This window comes from Streptomyces sp. NPDC059649, from assembly GCF_042734445.1.
Taxonomy (GTDB): Bacteria; Actinomycetota; Actinomycetes; order Streptomycetales; family Streptomycetaceae; genus Streptomyces.
This window is the reverse complement of record NZ_JBHWDV010000003.1, coordinates 365141-378068: the sequence shown is the minus strand read 5'-3', so window position 1 is coordinate 378068 and position 12928 is coordinate 365141. Positions and strand designations below refer to the sequence as shown.

Sequence of the window (12928 nt, the reverse complement as noted above, 5' to 3'; positions counted from 1 at the left end):
GGGGGGGGCGGCTCGGGGGTGGGACTTTGTCTCCCCAAACCCCCCCCCCGCTCCCCCTGGCTTCTTTAACGGTAAACCCCCCCCCCGGCCGGACCGGCCCCGCATCCCGGGTCAGCCCCAGGTGATCAGCCGCTTGGGCCGCTCCAGCACCGCCGCGATATCCGCGAGCAGCTTGGAACCCAGCTCACCGTCGACGAGACGGTGGTCGAAGGACAGCGCGAGGGTGGTGACCTGGCGCGCCTTCACCTTGCCCTTGTGCACCCAGGGCTGGAGCTTGATCGCACCGACGGCGAGGATCGCCGACTCCCCCGGGTTGAGGATCGGCGTACCGGAGTCGACGCCGAAGACGCCGACATTGGTGATGGTGACGGTGCCGCCGCTCATGGCCGCCGGAGAGGTCTTGCCCTCACGGGCGGTGGCGACCAATTCGCCCAGTTCCTCGGCGAGTTGGGGGAGCGTCTTGGACCCGGCGTCCTTGATGTTGGGGACGATCAGCCCGCGCGGGGTGGCCGCCGCGATGCCGAGGTTCACGTAGTCCTTGTAGACGATCTCCTGGTTCGCCTCGTCCCAGGACGCATTGACCTCCGGGTGCCGCTTGAGGGCGACCAGCAAGGCCTTGGCGACGATCAGCAGCGGGTTGACCCGCAGGCCCGCCATGTCCGGGTCCTGCTTCAGCTCCTGGACGAGCTTCATCGTGCGGGTCACGTCGACGGTGATGAACTCCGTGACGTGCGGCGCGGTGAAGGCGCTGGCCACCATCGCCTGCGCGGTGGCCTTGCGTACGCCCTTGACCGGCACCCGCCGCTCGCGGGCCGCGGCGTCCACGACACCGGTCACCGCGGGAGCGGCGGCCGGTACGGCGGGAGCCTCCGCGGCCTGCGCTGCCGCCGGGGCGGCGGCCGCGTGCACGTCCTCGCGGGTGATGATGCCGTTCGGCCCGGTCGGGGAGACGGTCGCCAGGTCGATGCCGAGGTCCTTGGCGAGCTTGCGCACCGGCGGCTTGGCCAGCGGCCGCCCGGCGGTCCCGGCGCCCACGGGGCGGGCGTCCGCCGGCACCGCGGCGGCCGGCCGGGGTGCGACGGGAGCGGCCGGCTGCGGCGCCGCGGTCCGTCCGTTCAGCTCGGCCTGGACCGCGGCCTTCACCGGCTCGGGCTGCGACGGCACACCGGCCTGCGGCTTGCGCGCCCGGCGCTTGGTCGAGGACGGCGCGGCGCCGTAGCCGACCAGGACCGCCTGACGGCCCTGCGGCTCGGCGTCCTCCTCGGCCGGTGCGGCCTCCTGCGGCGCGCTCTCGGTCGTGGGGGCCTCGGCCGGTCCCGCGCCCGGGTCGGTGTCCACCGAGATGATGGCGGTGCCGACGTCGACGGTGACGCCCTCGCCGAAGCGCAGCTCGTGCACCACCCCGGTGTAGGGGATGGGCAGTTCGACGGCGGCCTTGGCGGTTTCGACCTCACACACGACCTGGCCGTCGGTGACGCTGTCACCGGGCTGGACGTACCACTTGAGGATTTCGGCCTCGGTGAGCCCCTCGCCCACGTCGGGCATCTTGAACTCGCGGAAGCGCTGGGCTTTGGCGGTGCCTGTAGTCATGGTCACGAACTCTCCTCAAACCCTCAGTACGCCAGCGCACGATCGACGGCGTCCAGCACCCGGTCCAGCCCCGGAAGGTACTCGTCCTCCAGCCGGGAGGGCGGGTACGGGGAGTGGAAGCCGCCGACGCGCAGGACCGGGGCCTCCAGGTGGTAGAAGCACCGCTCGGTGATCCGGGCGGCGATCTCCGCGCCGGAGCCGAAGAACACCGGTGCCTCGTGCACGACGACCAGGCGCCCGGTCTTCTGCACCGACGACTGCAGGGTGTCGAAGTCGATCGGGGAGAGCGAGCGGAGGTCGACGACCTCCACCGACTTGCCCTCCTCGGCCGCGACCTTGGCGACGTCCAGGCAGACCTTCACCATCGGGCCGTAGGCGGCCAGCGTCAGGTCCGAGCCGCTCTTGGTGATCCGGGCCTTGTGCAGCGGGTCCGGGATCGACTCGGTGTCCAGCCGCGACTTGTCGTGGTAGCGCCGCTTGGGTTCGAAGTAGATGACCGGGTCATCGCCCGCGATGGCCTGCTGGAGCATCCAGTAGGCGTCGGAGGAGTTCGAGGGAGTGACGATCTTGAGGCCCGCGACGTGCGCGAACAGCGCCTCGGGCGACTCGGAGTGGTGCTCGACCGCGCCGATCCCGCCCGCGTACGGGATGCGGATGACGACCGGCACCTTGACCTTGCCCAGCGCGCGGGCGTGCATCTTGGCGAGCTGGGTGACGATCTGGTCGTAGGCGGGGAAGACGAAGCCGTCGAACTGGATCTCGACGACCGGGCGGTAGCCGCGCAGGGCCAGGCCGATCGCGGTGCCGACGATGCCGGACTCGGCGAGCGGGGTGTCGATCACCCGGTCCTCGCCGAAGTCCTTCTGCAGTCCGTCGGTGACCCGGAAGACGCCGCCGAGCTTGCCGACGTCCTCGCCCATGACGAGGACCTTGGGGTCGGCCTCCATGGAGGCGCGGAGCGAGGCGTTGATCGCCTTGGCGATGGTGATCTTCTCGTGGACGGCCATGGTCAGTTCCCCTCCGCCAGGACATCGGCATCGACGAACGACGCCTGGTACGCGGCGAACTGCGCGCGCTCCTCATCGACGAGCGCATGCCCGTCGGCATAGACATTCTCGAAGATCGCCATGGTGTCCGGGTCCGGCATGGCGCGTACCGCGTCGCGGACCCGCTTGCCCAGGGCGTCGCTCTCCTCGTCGATCGAGGCGAGGTACGCCTCGTCGACCAAGCCCTCGGCCTCCAGGTACGCCCGCAGCCGCAGGATCGGGTCCTTGGCCTCCCAGGCCGCCCGCTCCTCGTCCCCGCGGTAGCGGGTCGGGTCGTCGGAGGTGGTGTGCGCGCCCATCCGGTACGTGAACGCCTCGATCAGCATCGGGCCCTGGCCGGTGCGCGCCCGCTCCAGCGCCGCCTTGGTCACCGCGAGACAGGCCAGCACGTCATTGCCGTCGACCCGTACGCCGGGGAATCCGAAGCCGCGGGCGCGCTGGTAGAGCGGCACCCGGGTCTGCTTCTCGGTGGGTTCGGAAATGGCCCACTGATTGTTCTGGCAGAAGAACACGACGGGCGCGTTGTACACCGCGGAGAAGGTGAAGGATTCCGCGACATCGCCCTGGCTGGAGGCACCGTCACCGAAATACGCGATGACCGCGGAATCCGCGCCGTCCTTCTGGATGCCCATCGCATAGCCGGTCGCGTGCAGCGTCTGCGAACCGATCACGATGGTGTAGAGGTGGAAGTTGTTGCTGTTGGGGTCCCAGCCGCCGTTGTTGACGCCACGGAACATGCCCAGCAGATTCGTCGGGTCGACCCCGCGGCACCATGCGACGCCGTGCTCGCGGTACGTCGGGAAGACGTAGTCGTCGTCGCGCAGGGCACGGGCGGAGCCGATCTGGGCCGCCTCCTGGCCCAGCAGCGAGGCCCACAGGCCCAGCTCGCCCTGGCGCTGGAGGGTCGTCGCCTCGGCGTCGAACTTCCGCGTCAGCACCATGTCGCGGTAGAGGCCGCGCAGTTCTTCGGGGGAAAGGTCGATGGCGTAATCCGGGTGCTCGACCCGCTTCCCCTCCGGGGTCAGCAGTTGTACGAGCTGATCCTGCTCCGCCTCGTCGGGCCGGCCGTTGGTGCGGGCCTTGGCCGGGGACGCCTTCTTGGCCGGCGTCGCCTTTTTGGCGGTGGTGCGCTTGCTGCTGCCGCGGGCATTTTTCCGCTGCGCAGTGCCTTCCACGGTCACGTGCTGCTCCTCCGTCTGTCCGGCCCCCGGGGTCCGCCGGTGGCCGTATTGCGGCTCACCCGGTATCCGATACGGCGCACGGGGTGTGTGCGAACGCGGCCGGATCCGGGTGGAACAAAGCTCCCGGACAGTGGCCTGCTCATTGCACGTTACCCATTGTCAAAGCCGAAGTGGAAACGGCGCTGACCTGCGATTTTGCTTGGATTTCCAAGTAAAATCGCGAAGGCTGGAACAACTCCTGGTCACAGCGTTGCAGGCCGCCGGGACAACGGCACGTTATATCGGTGACCTGGAGCACGGGAAGACTTGATGTGTGAGACTGAGCCCGTGCCCGAAGACGGAAAAATCACGGTATTTCTGCTCGATGACCATGAAGTCGTCCGGCGCGGCGTCCACGAAATGCTCGCGGTCGAGGCGGACATCGAGGTGGTCGGCGAGGCCGGCACCGCCGCAGACGCCCTGGTCAGGATCCCTGCGACGCGTCCCGACGTGGCGGTGCTGGACGTCCGGCTGCCGGACGGCAGCGGGGTCGAGGTCTGCCGGGAGATTCGTTCGCAGAATTCGGACATCAAGTGCCTGATGCTCACCTCCTTCGCGGACGACGAGGCGCTCTTCGATGCGATCATGGCCGGTGCGTCCGGTTATGTCCTCAAGGCCATCCGGGGGAACGAACTGCTCTCCGCGGTACGCGAGGTGGCCGCCGGCAAGTCGCTGCTCGACCCCGTGGCCACCGCCCGCGTGCTGGAGCGACTGCGCGACGGCAACGCCGCCAAGGAGGACGACCGGCTGGCGAGCCTGACCGAGCAGGAGCGCAAGATCCTCGACCTGATCGGCGAGGGGCTGACCAACCGCGCCATCGGGGAGCGGCTCCACCTCGCCGAGAAGACCATCAAGAACTACGTCTCCAGCCTGCTCTCCAAGCTCGGCATGGAGCGCCGTTCCCAGGCCGCCGCCTATGTGGCGCGCAGGCAGGCGGAGCGCCGCTGACCGACGGGCCACGGGGCGGCCGCACCGCGCGCCCCGCCACCACGGCCACCACCCGGGTCAGGGCGATTCAGGACCATCGTCCCGTGCGTTCGAGGCTGCTGGGCCCTGTTGACCGGCCGCCCCGACCGGCAGGGTGGGACCATGCCCACCGACCACGACCGTGCCATCGAGCTGCTCGGCCGCACCCCCTACGGACGGGTCTCGGCCAGTCGGCGGGCGCTGCCCTTCACCACCGTCACCCGGCACCTCGTCGTGGACGACGGGCAGCTGATCCTCCGGCTGCACCGCGGCTACGGCTACCACCGGGCGCTGGACGGGAGCGTCGTCGCGTACGAGGCCGACAACGTCGGCAGCGGGGCGCCCGACATCTGGTCCGTGCAGTTCACCGGCACCGCCCGGGTGACCGTCCCGGACCCCGCCGAGCGGGAACGCTTCGGCCGCACGCCCCGGCTGGCTGACGGAGTGCCCTTCGACCCCGTCTTCCTGCGCGTCGAGCCGGAGTTCGTCATCCTGCACCACCTCACCGAGGTGCCGCGCTTTGATCTCGCTCACTCTGCGTGAGGCTTTCCGATACCCCCACCCGCATAGGTGTAGTTGATCTAACATCTGGCGCGTGCTGCGCTCATCTGTAGTCCGGACGGCGGCGACGCCCGACAAAGACACCCTCGGATCCCTGCTCCGCCACTACACCGGCGCCGGCGCGCCGCTGTCCTGCGAACCCGTCGCCGAGGGCCTGCTCAACCACGGCTACTTCCTCGCCACCACCGGAGGCCGCTACTTCCTCAAGCACCACCTCGACGGCGACCTGGCCGCGCTCACCCGCCAGCACCGCGCCACCCGACGGCTCGCCGCGCTCGGCCTGCCCGTCGCCCCGCCCATCGCCGACGCCGACGGCCGCACCGTCACCGTCCTCGACGGCCGCTGCTACGCCCTGCACCCCTGGGTCGAGGGGCGGCACCTGACCGGCACGGTCCTGACCACGGGCCAGTCCCGCCGGCTCGGCGCCCTGCTCGGACTCGTCCACACGGCGCTGGAACAGGTGATGGCCGGCGAACCGCATCCGCCCCGGCCGCCCTGCACGGACGCCGGCGCCGACCCCGAGCGGACCTTCGAAACCATCGACGAACTGCTGGACCTGGCCCGCTGCGCCCGCCCGCGCACCAGCTTCGACGAGCTCGCCGAGCACCGGCTGCTGGAGCGCCGGGCCCTGCTGGAGCGGCAGGCGCACCGCCGGCCCGCCCCCGGCGCGGAACCCACCGCCGGCTGGGTGCACGGCGACTTCCACCCGCTGAACGTGCTCTACCGCGGCACCGAGCCGACCGCGATCGTCGACTGGGACCGGCTGGGCGTCCAGCCCCGCGCCGAGGAGGCGGTACGCGCCGCCGCGATCTTCTTCGTACGCCCCTGCGGCACCCTGGACCTGGCCAAGGTCGCGGCGTACGCCGGTGCCTACCGCAGCGCCTGCGGAGCCGGCGCCGACGAACTCGCCGCGGCCGTCCACCGGGTGTGGTGGGAGCGGCTGAACGACTTCTGGATGCTCACCTGGCGCTACCAGCTCGGCGACCGCCGCACCGATCCGCAGTTCCCGGCGGCGGCCGCCCTGGCGGTGTGGTGGACCCGCGAATACCGCGCCGTGCGCGACGCGTTCACCCGCTGACCCGGACCGCGCGCGGCCGGTCAGCCGCCGGTCGTGCCCAGCGTGGTGCCGCTGTCCGCGCCCGAGGACGCCCCGCTGTCCGCCCCGGCGGTCGCGCCGCCGTCGGTCGTACCACCGTCCGTGGTGCCACCGTCGGTGGTCCCGCCGTCCGTGGTGCCGCCGTCGGCCGTACCGCCGGTGGTCTCGGTCGGCGGCTCGGTGGTCGGCTCCTCGGTCGTCGGCGGCTGCGAGGTCGGCGGCTCGGACGTCTCCGGGGTGCTCGGCTGCGTGGTCGGCGGCTGGGTGTACGGCCCGCCGTCGCCGCCGATGCCGCCCGGTTGGGTCTCCGGAGTGCTCGGCTCCTCGGTCGTCGGCTCGCTGCTCTTCTTGTGCTTCTTCGGCGTCGGCGACTGCGAGGCGGGGGTCTCGTGCTTCTGGTTCTGGTCCTTGGTGTTCTGCAGCGCGAAGGCCACGCCGACCGCGATGGCGATCAGCGCGAGCGCCGCGATCAGCCAGACCTTGCCACGGCCGCCCTTGGCCGGGCGCGGTCCGCCCTCGAAGCCGCCGTCGTCGTCCCGCATCCCGTGCGTGAGGATCGGCTGCGCCGCGGTCCGGCCGGCGTCGGGGTGCGGCAGCGCGGTGGTCGCGGCGTTCCCCATGGAAGGGGTGTGACCGCCTTCGTGCATGACGACCGGGCCGGTGTTCCAGGTGCCGGTGTGGCCACCCTGCTCCTGCAGCATCTGCAGCGAGTACTGGACCAGCCCGCGCATCTCCTCGGCGGTCTGGAACCGGTCGTCGGGGTCCTTGGCCAGCGACCGCATGACCAGGCCGTCCAGCTCCGGCGGCACGCCCTCGGCGACCTCGGAGGCCGGCACCGGCATGTCCTGGACGTGCTGGTAGACGACGGAGAGCGGGGTCTCGCCGGTGAACGGCGGCCGCAGGGTGAGGAGTTCGTAGAGCAGACAGCCGGTGGCGTAGAGGTCGGAACGGGTGTCGACGGTCTTGCCGAGCGCCTGTTCCGGGGAGAGGTACTGGGGCGTACCCATGACCATGCCGGTCTGGGTCATGGTGGACTGCGCGCCGTGCAGGGCGCGGGCGATGCCGAAGTCCATGACCTTGACGGCGCCGCTGTTCGTGATGATCACGTTCGCGGGCTTGATGTCACGGTGCACGATGCCGTGCTGGTGGCTGTAGGCCAGGGCCTCCAGCACGCCGGAGACGATGATCAGCGCCTGGTCCGGCGGCGGGGCGTCGGCGTTCAGCAGCAGATCGCGGATGGTGCGGCCCTCGACCAGCTCCATCACGATGTACGGCACGGTGTTGCCGCCGACCAGGTCCTCACCGGAGTCGTAGACCGCGACCACCGCGTGGTGGTTCAGCCCGGCCACGGACTGTGCCTCGCGGGTGAAGCGGGCCTTGGACACCGGGTCCTCGGCGAGGTCGGCGCGCAGCAGCTTCACGGCCACGGTGCGGCCGAGGCGTACGTCCTCGGCGGCGAACACCTCCGCCATACCGCCGCGCCCGAGTCGTCGCGTGAGCCGGTAACGGCCGTCACCGACCAGCCCGCCGTTGCCCCACATCTCCGGTGCGTCGGGGACATGTGAGCCGGTGGCCTCAGGATCGGACGGGCCCTGGGGGCTCTGCGTCGGTGCCATCGGTCCTCGCCGTCGAATCGATCCGCCCTGGAGCGGTAAGGTCATCGGTCTTCGCTAGAGCACGCTACAGGTTCCGCGGCACCCGCCGGTCCGTCGTGGACCGGCCATCAAACCCGCCGTTCGCCTGACATCGCAAGTTCGCCCCCGGCGATCCAGGGTGCCGAACGTCTCGGGTCCGTGACCGGATCTTGCACATCTGGTCACGGAACGGGCACACAGCTTGACGTGTCCGGGCCCTGGGGCACACTTGGCTGCGGAATTCCAGATTTTGATCGCTATAACGTGCGGGTAGTGCGCCGTGCGCCTAGGGGGAAGCGGAACGATGAGCCAGGACGGCGCTCAGGGCCAATTCGAGGGCCGTTCGGTCGGCGGAGGACGTTACCAGCTTCGTGATCTTCTCGGGGCCGGCGGAATGGCTTCCGTGCACCTCGCGCACGACACCGTGCTCGACCGCGACGTCGCGATCAAGACACTCCACACCGAGCTCGGTCGCGAGCAGGCCTTCCGCGAGCGCTTCCGCCGCGAGGCGCAGTCAGTGGCGAAGCTCACGCACACCAATATCGTCTCGGTCTTCGACTCCGGCGAGGACGAGCTCGACGGCGGCATGGTGCCGTACATCGTCATGGAGTACGTCGCGGGCCAGCCGCTGCGCTCCGACCTCGACGCCGACATCGCCCAGCACGGCGCGATGCCGACCGAAAAGGCCCTGAAGATCACCGCCGATGTGCTCGCGGCGCTGGAAGTCAGCCACGAGATGGGGCTGGTCCACCGCGACATCAAGCCCGGCAACGTCATGCTGAACAAGCGCGGCGTCGTCAAGGTCATGGACTTCGGCATCGCCCGCGCCATGCAGTCCGGCGTGACGTCCATGACCCAGACCGGCATGGTGGTCGGCACCCCGCAGTACCTCTCCCCCGAGCAGGCCCTGGGCCGTGGGGTCGACGCCCGCTCCGACCTGTACTCCGTCGGCATCATGCTCTTCGAGCTGCTGACCGGCCAGCTGCCGTTCGACGCGGACTCCCCGCTCGCCATCGCCTACGCCCATGTCCAGGAAGAGCCGCCGGTCCCGTCGAGCATCAACCGCTCGCTGCCGCCGGCCGTGGACGCTCTGGTGGCCCGGGCGCTGAAGAAGAACCCCAACGAACGGTTCCCGACCGCCGAGGCGATGCGGGACGAGTGTCTGCGGATCAGCGGGTCCGGCCAGTCCGGTGCCACCCCGCTGATCATCGGTGAGGGCCCGCGGGCGCGCACCAGCGGCTCCTCGGTGTCCTCCGCGGTCTTCCCCACCGCGTCCGGCAACCCGCAGACGCCGGTCCAGCCGAACGTCCAGCAGCCCTACCAGCCGACGCAGGCGGCCGGCTTCGGCCCGCAGACGCCTCCGCCGCCGAACAACGCCTACCCGACGCCGGCCCCCGGTCCGATTCCGGGCCCGGCGCCGTTCAATGCGGGCGGCTACCAGGGCCCGCCGACGTACACCCCGCCCCCGCCGCCGGTCACCGCCTCGATGCCGTCGACCGGCGGCCCCGGCGGGCGGAAGAACAACACCCCGGTGATCGTGGTCTCGGCGATCGTCGGTGTCGTCGTGGTCACCGCGATAGCCATCGGCATCGGTCTGAGCGCCGGCTCCTCCGACGACACCGGCGGCGACGTCACGCCGTCCAGCTACTCCGCTTCGCCCAGCGAGAGCATCCGTCCCGAGGACAAGACGGCGACGATCCTGACGTCCGAGTGCACCAACCCGACCAAGAGCTTCTCCGACAAGGGCAAGATCCTCGTCCCGTCGTTCCGGTTCAAGAACCTGGACTCGGTGAAGGAGTGCATCAGGGCGGCCGGCTGGAAGTACAAGATCGTCAAGGAAGAGGACAGCTCGATCTGGGGCAAGAACACCGTCACGGATCAGTCCCCGGCCGCCATCAGCTGGTGGTACCCGACCAAGGGCGCCACGATCGAGCTGACCATCTCCACCGGCCGTAGCGGCTGACGGTCGCACCGCACGCAGAAGGGGCCGGCACGCATCGCGCGTGCCGGCCCCTCGTGCATCCGGTCAGAGGTACGGGCCCGAGCGGGCGCCGCCCTGGCGGGGCTTGCCCTCCTCGCCCTCCGTGGCCACCACACCGGGCGGCAGGGCACGGCGCATCGACTCCAGCTGGGCGCGGGCGGCCATCTGCTGGGCGAACAGCGCGGTCTGGATGCCGTGGAACAGGCCCTCCAGCCAGCCCACCAGCTGCGCCTGGGCGATCCGCAGCTCCGCCTCCGTCGGCACCGACTCATCGGTGAACGGCAGCGACAGCCGCTCCAGCTCCTCCACCAGCTCGGGCGCCAGCCCGTCCTCCAGCTCCTTCACCGAGCTGGCGTGGATCTCCTTGAGCCGGACCCGGCTGGCCTCGTCGAGGGGAGCAGCCTTCACCTCTTCCAACAGCTGCTTGATCATGCTGCCGATGCGCATGACCTTCGCAGGCTGTTCGACCATGTCCGTCACCGGGACCTCGCGGGGCTCGTCGCCGTCATCCCCACTACCGGAGCCGGCGCTGCCGAGCGCCATGCCGTCCGGGCCGACAACCAGGACGTGCGGGTTCTCCTGCGACCGTTCGTTCATCGGCATATCCATGCCGCCCATTCTCTCGTACGAGGACTTCGGAACGGTGGTGCCCCCGGGAGAACGTGATCCACCTTTCCGAGGGATCCGAGCACTGGCGTTTCACGTGAAACCACAGGTTCGCGCCGTTTCACGTGAAACCACGCCAACCGTTCCCACGGTTTCACGTGAAACAACGGTGAGTGTTTCACGTGAAACCGTGCGTTGCTCTGCTCGTTTCACGTGAAACGAGCAGCGAGGCAACGGCGGCCTCAGCGGCGTCGCAGCCGCAGGCCCAGGAACGCCAGGCCCAGACCCGTCAGTGCCAGGCCCGCACCCATCGGCAGCACCCGCTCGACCGGGGCCGCCGGGGATTCCAGGGCGTAGGGGCGGGCGGTCTCGGCGTCTCCGTCCGTGCCTGGGGTCGCATCCTCGGGGACGGTCGGCGACGGGAGCGGCGGCAGCGTTTCGTACGCGTGCGGGCTGCGCCGGTCTGCCGTCCTGACGCGGTGCGACGACGTGGCGTGCGACCGGGCGGAGTCGGATGCGGCGTCCGCCGGGGCATGCCGCTTCACGGGCTCGCGACGGCCGGGCAGCGCGTGGGCGCGGTCGGAGTCGGCCGGATCGCCCGGCCCGGCCTTCCGGGAATGGCCGCGGCCCGCAAAGTCCGCACCGCCGGGGCCCGCGCCGTGGAAGCCCGGACCGAAGGGGTGAGGGTGGTGGTGCCACCGGCCGTGCCAGCCGCCGTGCCGGTGCGGCATCCGGTGCCGATAGCCCCCCATGTCGTAGGGGAGGCCGGGGAAGCCGTCCGGGAACTCCCGGAAGCGGGCCGGGCCCCCCGGGTGGCCAAAGTGGCCCCGGCCCGGCGCATACGGCTCGTCGACCTGCGGCAGATCGCCCACGAAGTCCTCGGCGGCGAAGGCATCCGCCCCGAGCATCTCGGGCCGGAACTCCTCCGGCACGTCGTCGTCCGGCGAATCGCCCGGCCGGACGAGTTGCGGTGCACGGTCCGCCGGTGTGGCCTGCCGGTCCGCGGCCGCCGCGGGAGCGGCTCCCACCGGGACGGGCAGGACGACGGCGGCGACCAACAGACTGCTGGCAATGCGCGAACGGAAAGCTGGAGCGACCACAGTGCCCCTCCCGTGCCGAGCCGTCGGGTGTCCAGCCCAGCGTCACATGTGATCAGATTCACGGCATCTTGGGACTGCCCGCCGGGTTATCCGCCGACGGTCCGGGAGGGGTGATCCGGAAGGCCGCAGCGACCGGTTCAGACGGTCAGCACGACCTTGCCGACGTGCACGCTCGCGTCCACGACCCGGTGCGCCTCCGCGGCCTCGGACATCGGGAGCGTACGGTCCACGATCGCCCGGACCTGGCCGTTGCCGATCAGTGGCCACACGTGCTCGCGGACGGCGGCGACGATGGCCGCCTTCTCACTGAGCGGGCGGGCGCGCAACCCGGCGCCGGTGATCGCGGCGCGCTTGGCCATCAGCGCCGCGAGGTTCAGCTCCGCCTTGACCCCGCCCTGCAGCCCGATGATCGCAAGTCGTCCGCTGACCGCCAGCGCCTTCACGTTCCGCTGCAGGTACTTCGCGCCGATGATGTCGAGGATGACGTCCGCGCCCTTGCCGTCGGTGGCCTTGCGGATCTCCTGGACGAAGTCCTGCTCGCGGTAGTCGATCAGGATGTCCGCGCCGAGCTCCGCGCAGCGGGCCAGCTTCTCGGGGCCGCCCGCGGTGACCGCGACCCGCGCCCCGACCGCCTTGGCGAGCTGGATCGCCATCGTGCCGATGCCACTCGCGCCGCCGTGCACCAGCAGCGTCTCGCCCGGCCGCAGGTGGGCGATCATGAAGACGTTCGACCAGACCGTGCAGGTCACTTCGGGCAGCGCGGCGGCCGTGACCAGGTCCAGGCCGATCGGCACCGGCAGCACCTGCCCGGCCGGGACCGCCACCTTCTCCGCGTAGCCGCCGCCCGACAGCAGCGCGCACACCTCGTCGCCGACCGCCCAGCCGTGCACGCCCGGGCCGACCGCGCTGATCCGCCCCGAGCACTCCAGGCCCGGGTAGGGCGAGGCTCCGGGCGGCGGGTCGTAGAAGCCCTGCCGCTGGAGCAGGTCGGCGCGGTTCACGGCGCTGGCCGCGACCTCGATCAGGACCTCGCCCTCGCCGGGCTGCGGGTCGGGCACATCCGTCCAGACAAGTGCTTCGGGGCCACCGGGCTCCGGGATAGTGATCGCTCGCATGGGCGCGAGGCTA

Annotated in this window: 11 protein-coding genes; 4 read left to right on the top strand and 7 right to left on the bottom strand. The window is 70.8% G+C overall.

Features of this window, described 5'->3' with window-relative positions:
• Positions 1–111: 111 nt before the first annotated feature.
• Genes ACFV1J_RS07515 through pdhA form a run of 3 tightly spaced genes read right to left on the bottom strand, consistent with a single transcriptional unit; the run spans position 112 to position 3817 of the window.
• A complete protein-coding gene (locus tag ACFV1J_RS07515; protein ID WP_385856305.1) occupies positions 112–1590 on the bottom strand; it encodes a dihydrolipoamide acetyltransferase family protein in 1479 nt (492 codons plus the stop codon).
• 23 nt (positions 1591–1613) lie between these two features.
• Positions 1614–2597, bottom strand: coding sequence for an alpha-ketoacid dehydrogenase subunit beta (locus ACFV1J_RS07510; RefSeq protein ID WP_385856304.1), 984 nt, complete (start codon positions 2595–2597; stop codon positions 1614–1616).
• 2 nt (positions 2598–2599) lie between these two features.
• Entirely contained in the window at positions 2600–3817 is a 1218-nt protein-coding gene (gene pdhA, locus ACFV1J_RS07505; protein WP_385856303.1) for a pyruvate dehydrogenase (acetyl-transferring) E1 component subunit alpha, read from the bottom strand.
• 327 nt (positions 3818–4144) lie between these two features.
• Here pdhA and ACFV1J_RS07500 point away from each other — a divergent pair, with 327 nt between their 5' ends.
• From ACFV1J_RS07500 to ACFV1J_RS07490, 3 genes are all read left to right on the top strand, one after another.
• Complete coding sequence (locus ACFV1J_RS07500; RefSeq protein ID WP_385856301.1) at positions 4145–4804, top strand: response regulator; 660 nt, start codon at positions 4145–4147, stop codon at positions 4802–4804.
• A 141-nt stretch (positions 4805–4945) separates the two neighbouring features.
• A complete protein-coding gene (locus ACFV1J_RS07495) occupies positions 4946–5365 on the top strand; it encodes a pyridoxamine 5'-phosphate oxidase family protein (RefSeq protein WP_385856300.1) in 420 nt (139 codons plus the stop codon).
• A 52-nt stretch (positions 5366–5417) separates the two neighbouring features.
• A complete protein-coding gene (locus ACFV1J_RS07490) occupies positions 5418–6461 on the top strand; it encodes a phosphotransferase (protein ID WP_385856298.1) in 1044 nt (347 codons plus the stop codon).
• Between the two features lie 20 nt (positions 6462–6481).
• Here the strand turns inward: ACFV1J_RS07490 and ACFV1J_RS07485 are convergent, their stop codons facing one another.
• Complete coding sequence (locus ACFV1J_RS07485) at positions 6482–8095, bottom strand: protein kinase (protein WP_385856297.1); 1614 nt, start codon at positions 8093–8095, stop codon at positions 6482–6484.
• Positions 8096–8417: 322 nt separating this feature from the next.
• Here ACFV1J_RS07485 and ACFV1J_RS07480 point away from each other — a divergent pair, with 322 nt between their 5' ends.
• Positions 8418–10076 carry a protein kinase gene (locus ACFV1J_RS07480; RefSeq protein ID WP_385856296.1) on the top strand — a complete coding sequence of 553 codons (1659 nt, stop codon included), beginning with the start codon at positions 8418–8420 and terminating at the stop codon, positions 10074–10076.
• A 63-nt stretch (positions 10077–10139) separates the two neighbouring features.
• Here the strand turns inward: ACFV1J_RS07480 and ACFV1J_RS07475 are convergent, their stop codons facing one another.
• The 3 genes from ACFV1J_RS07475 to ACFV1J_RS07465 all read right to left on the bottom strand — a co-directional run bounded on the left by ACFV1J_RS07475 (position 10140) and on the right by ACFV1J_RS07465 (position 12915).
• A complete protein-coding gene (locus ACFV1J_RS07475) occupies positions 10140–10703 on the bottom strand; it encodes a bacterial proteasome activator family protein (RefSeq protein WP_385856295.1) in 564 nt (187 codons plus the stop codon).
• 239 nt (positions 10704–10942) lie between these two features.
• The gene (locus tag ACFV1J_RS07470) at positions 10943–11800 is read right to left on the bottom strand and encodes a hypothetical protein (RefSeq protein ID WP_385856294.1); all 858 of its coding nucleotides are present in this window, start codon (positions 11798–11800) and stop codon (positions 10943–10945) included.
• A gap of 137 nt (positions 11801–11937) precedes the next feature.
• Positions 11938–12915 (bottom strand): NAD(P)H-quinone oxidoreductase, encoded by a 978-nt coding sequence (locus ACFV1J_RS07465; protein ID WP_385856293.1) that lies wholly within the window; start codon positions 12913–12915, stop codon positions 11938–11940.
• Positions 12916–12928: the final 13 nt, after the last annotated feature.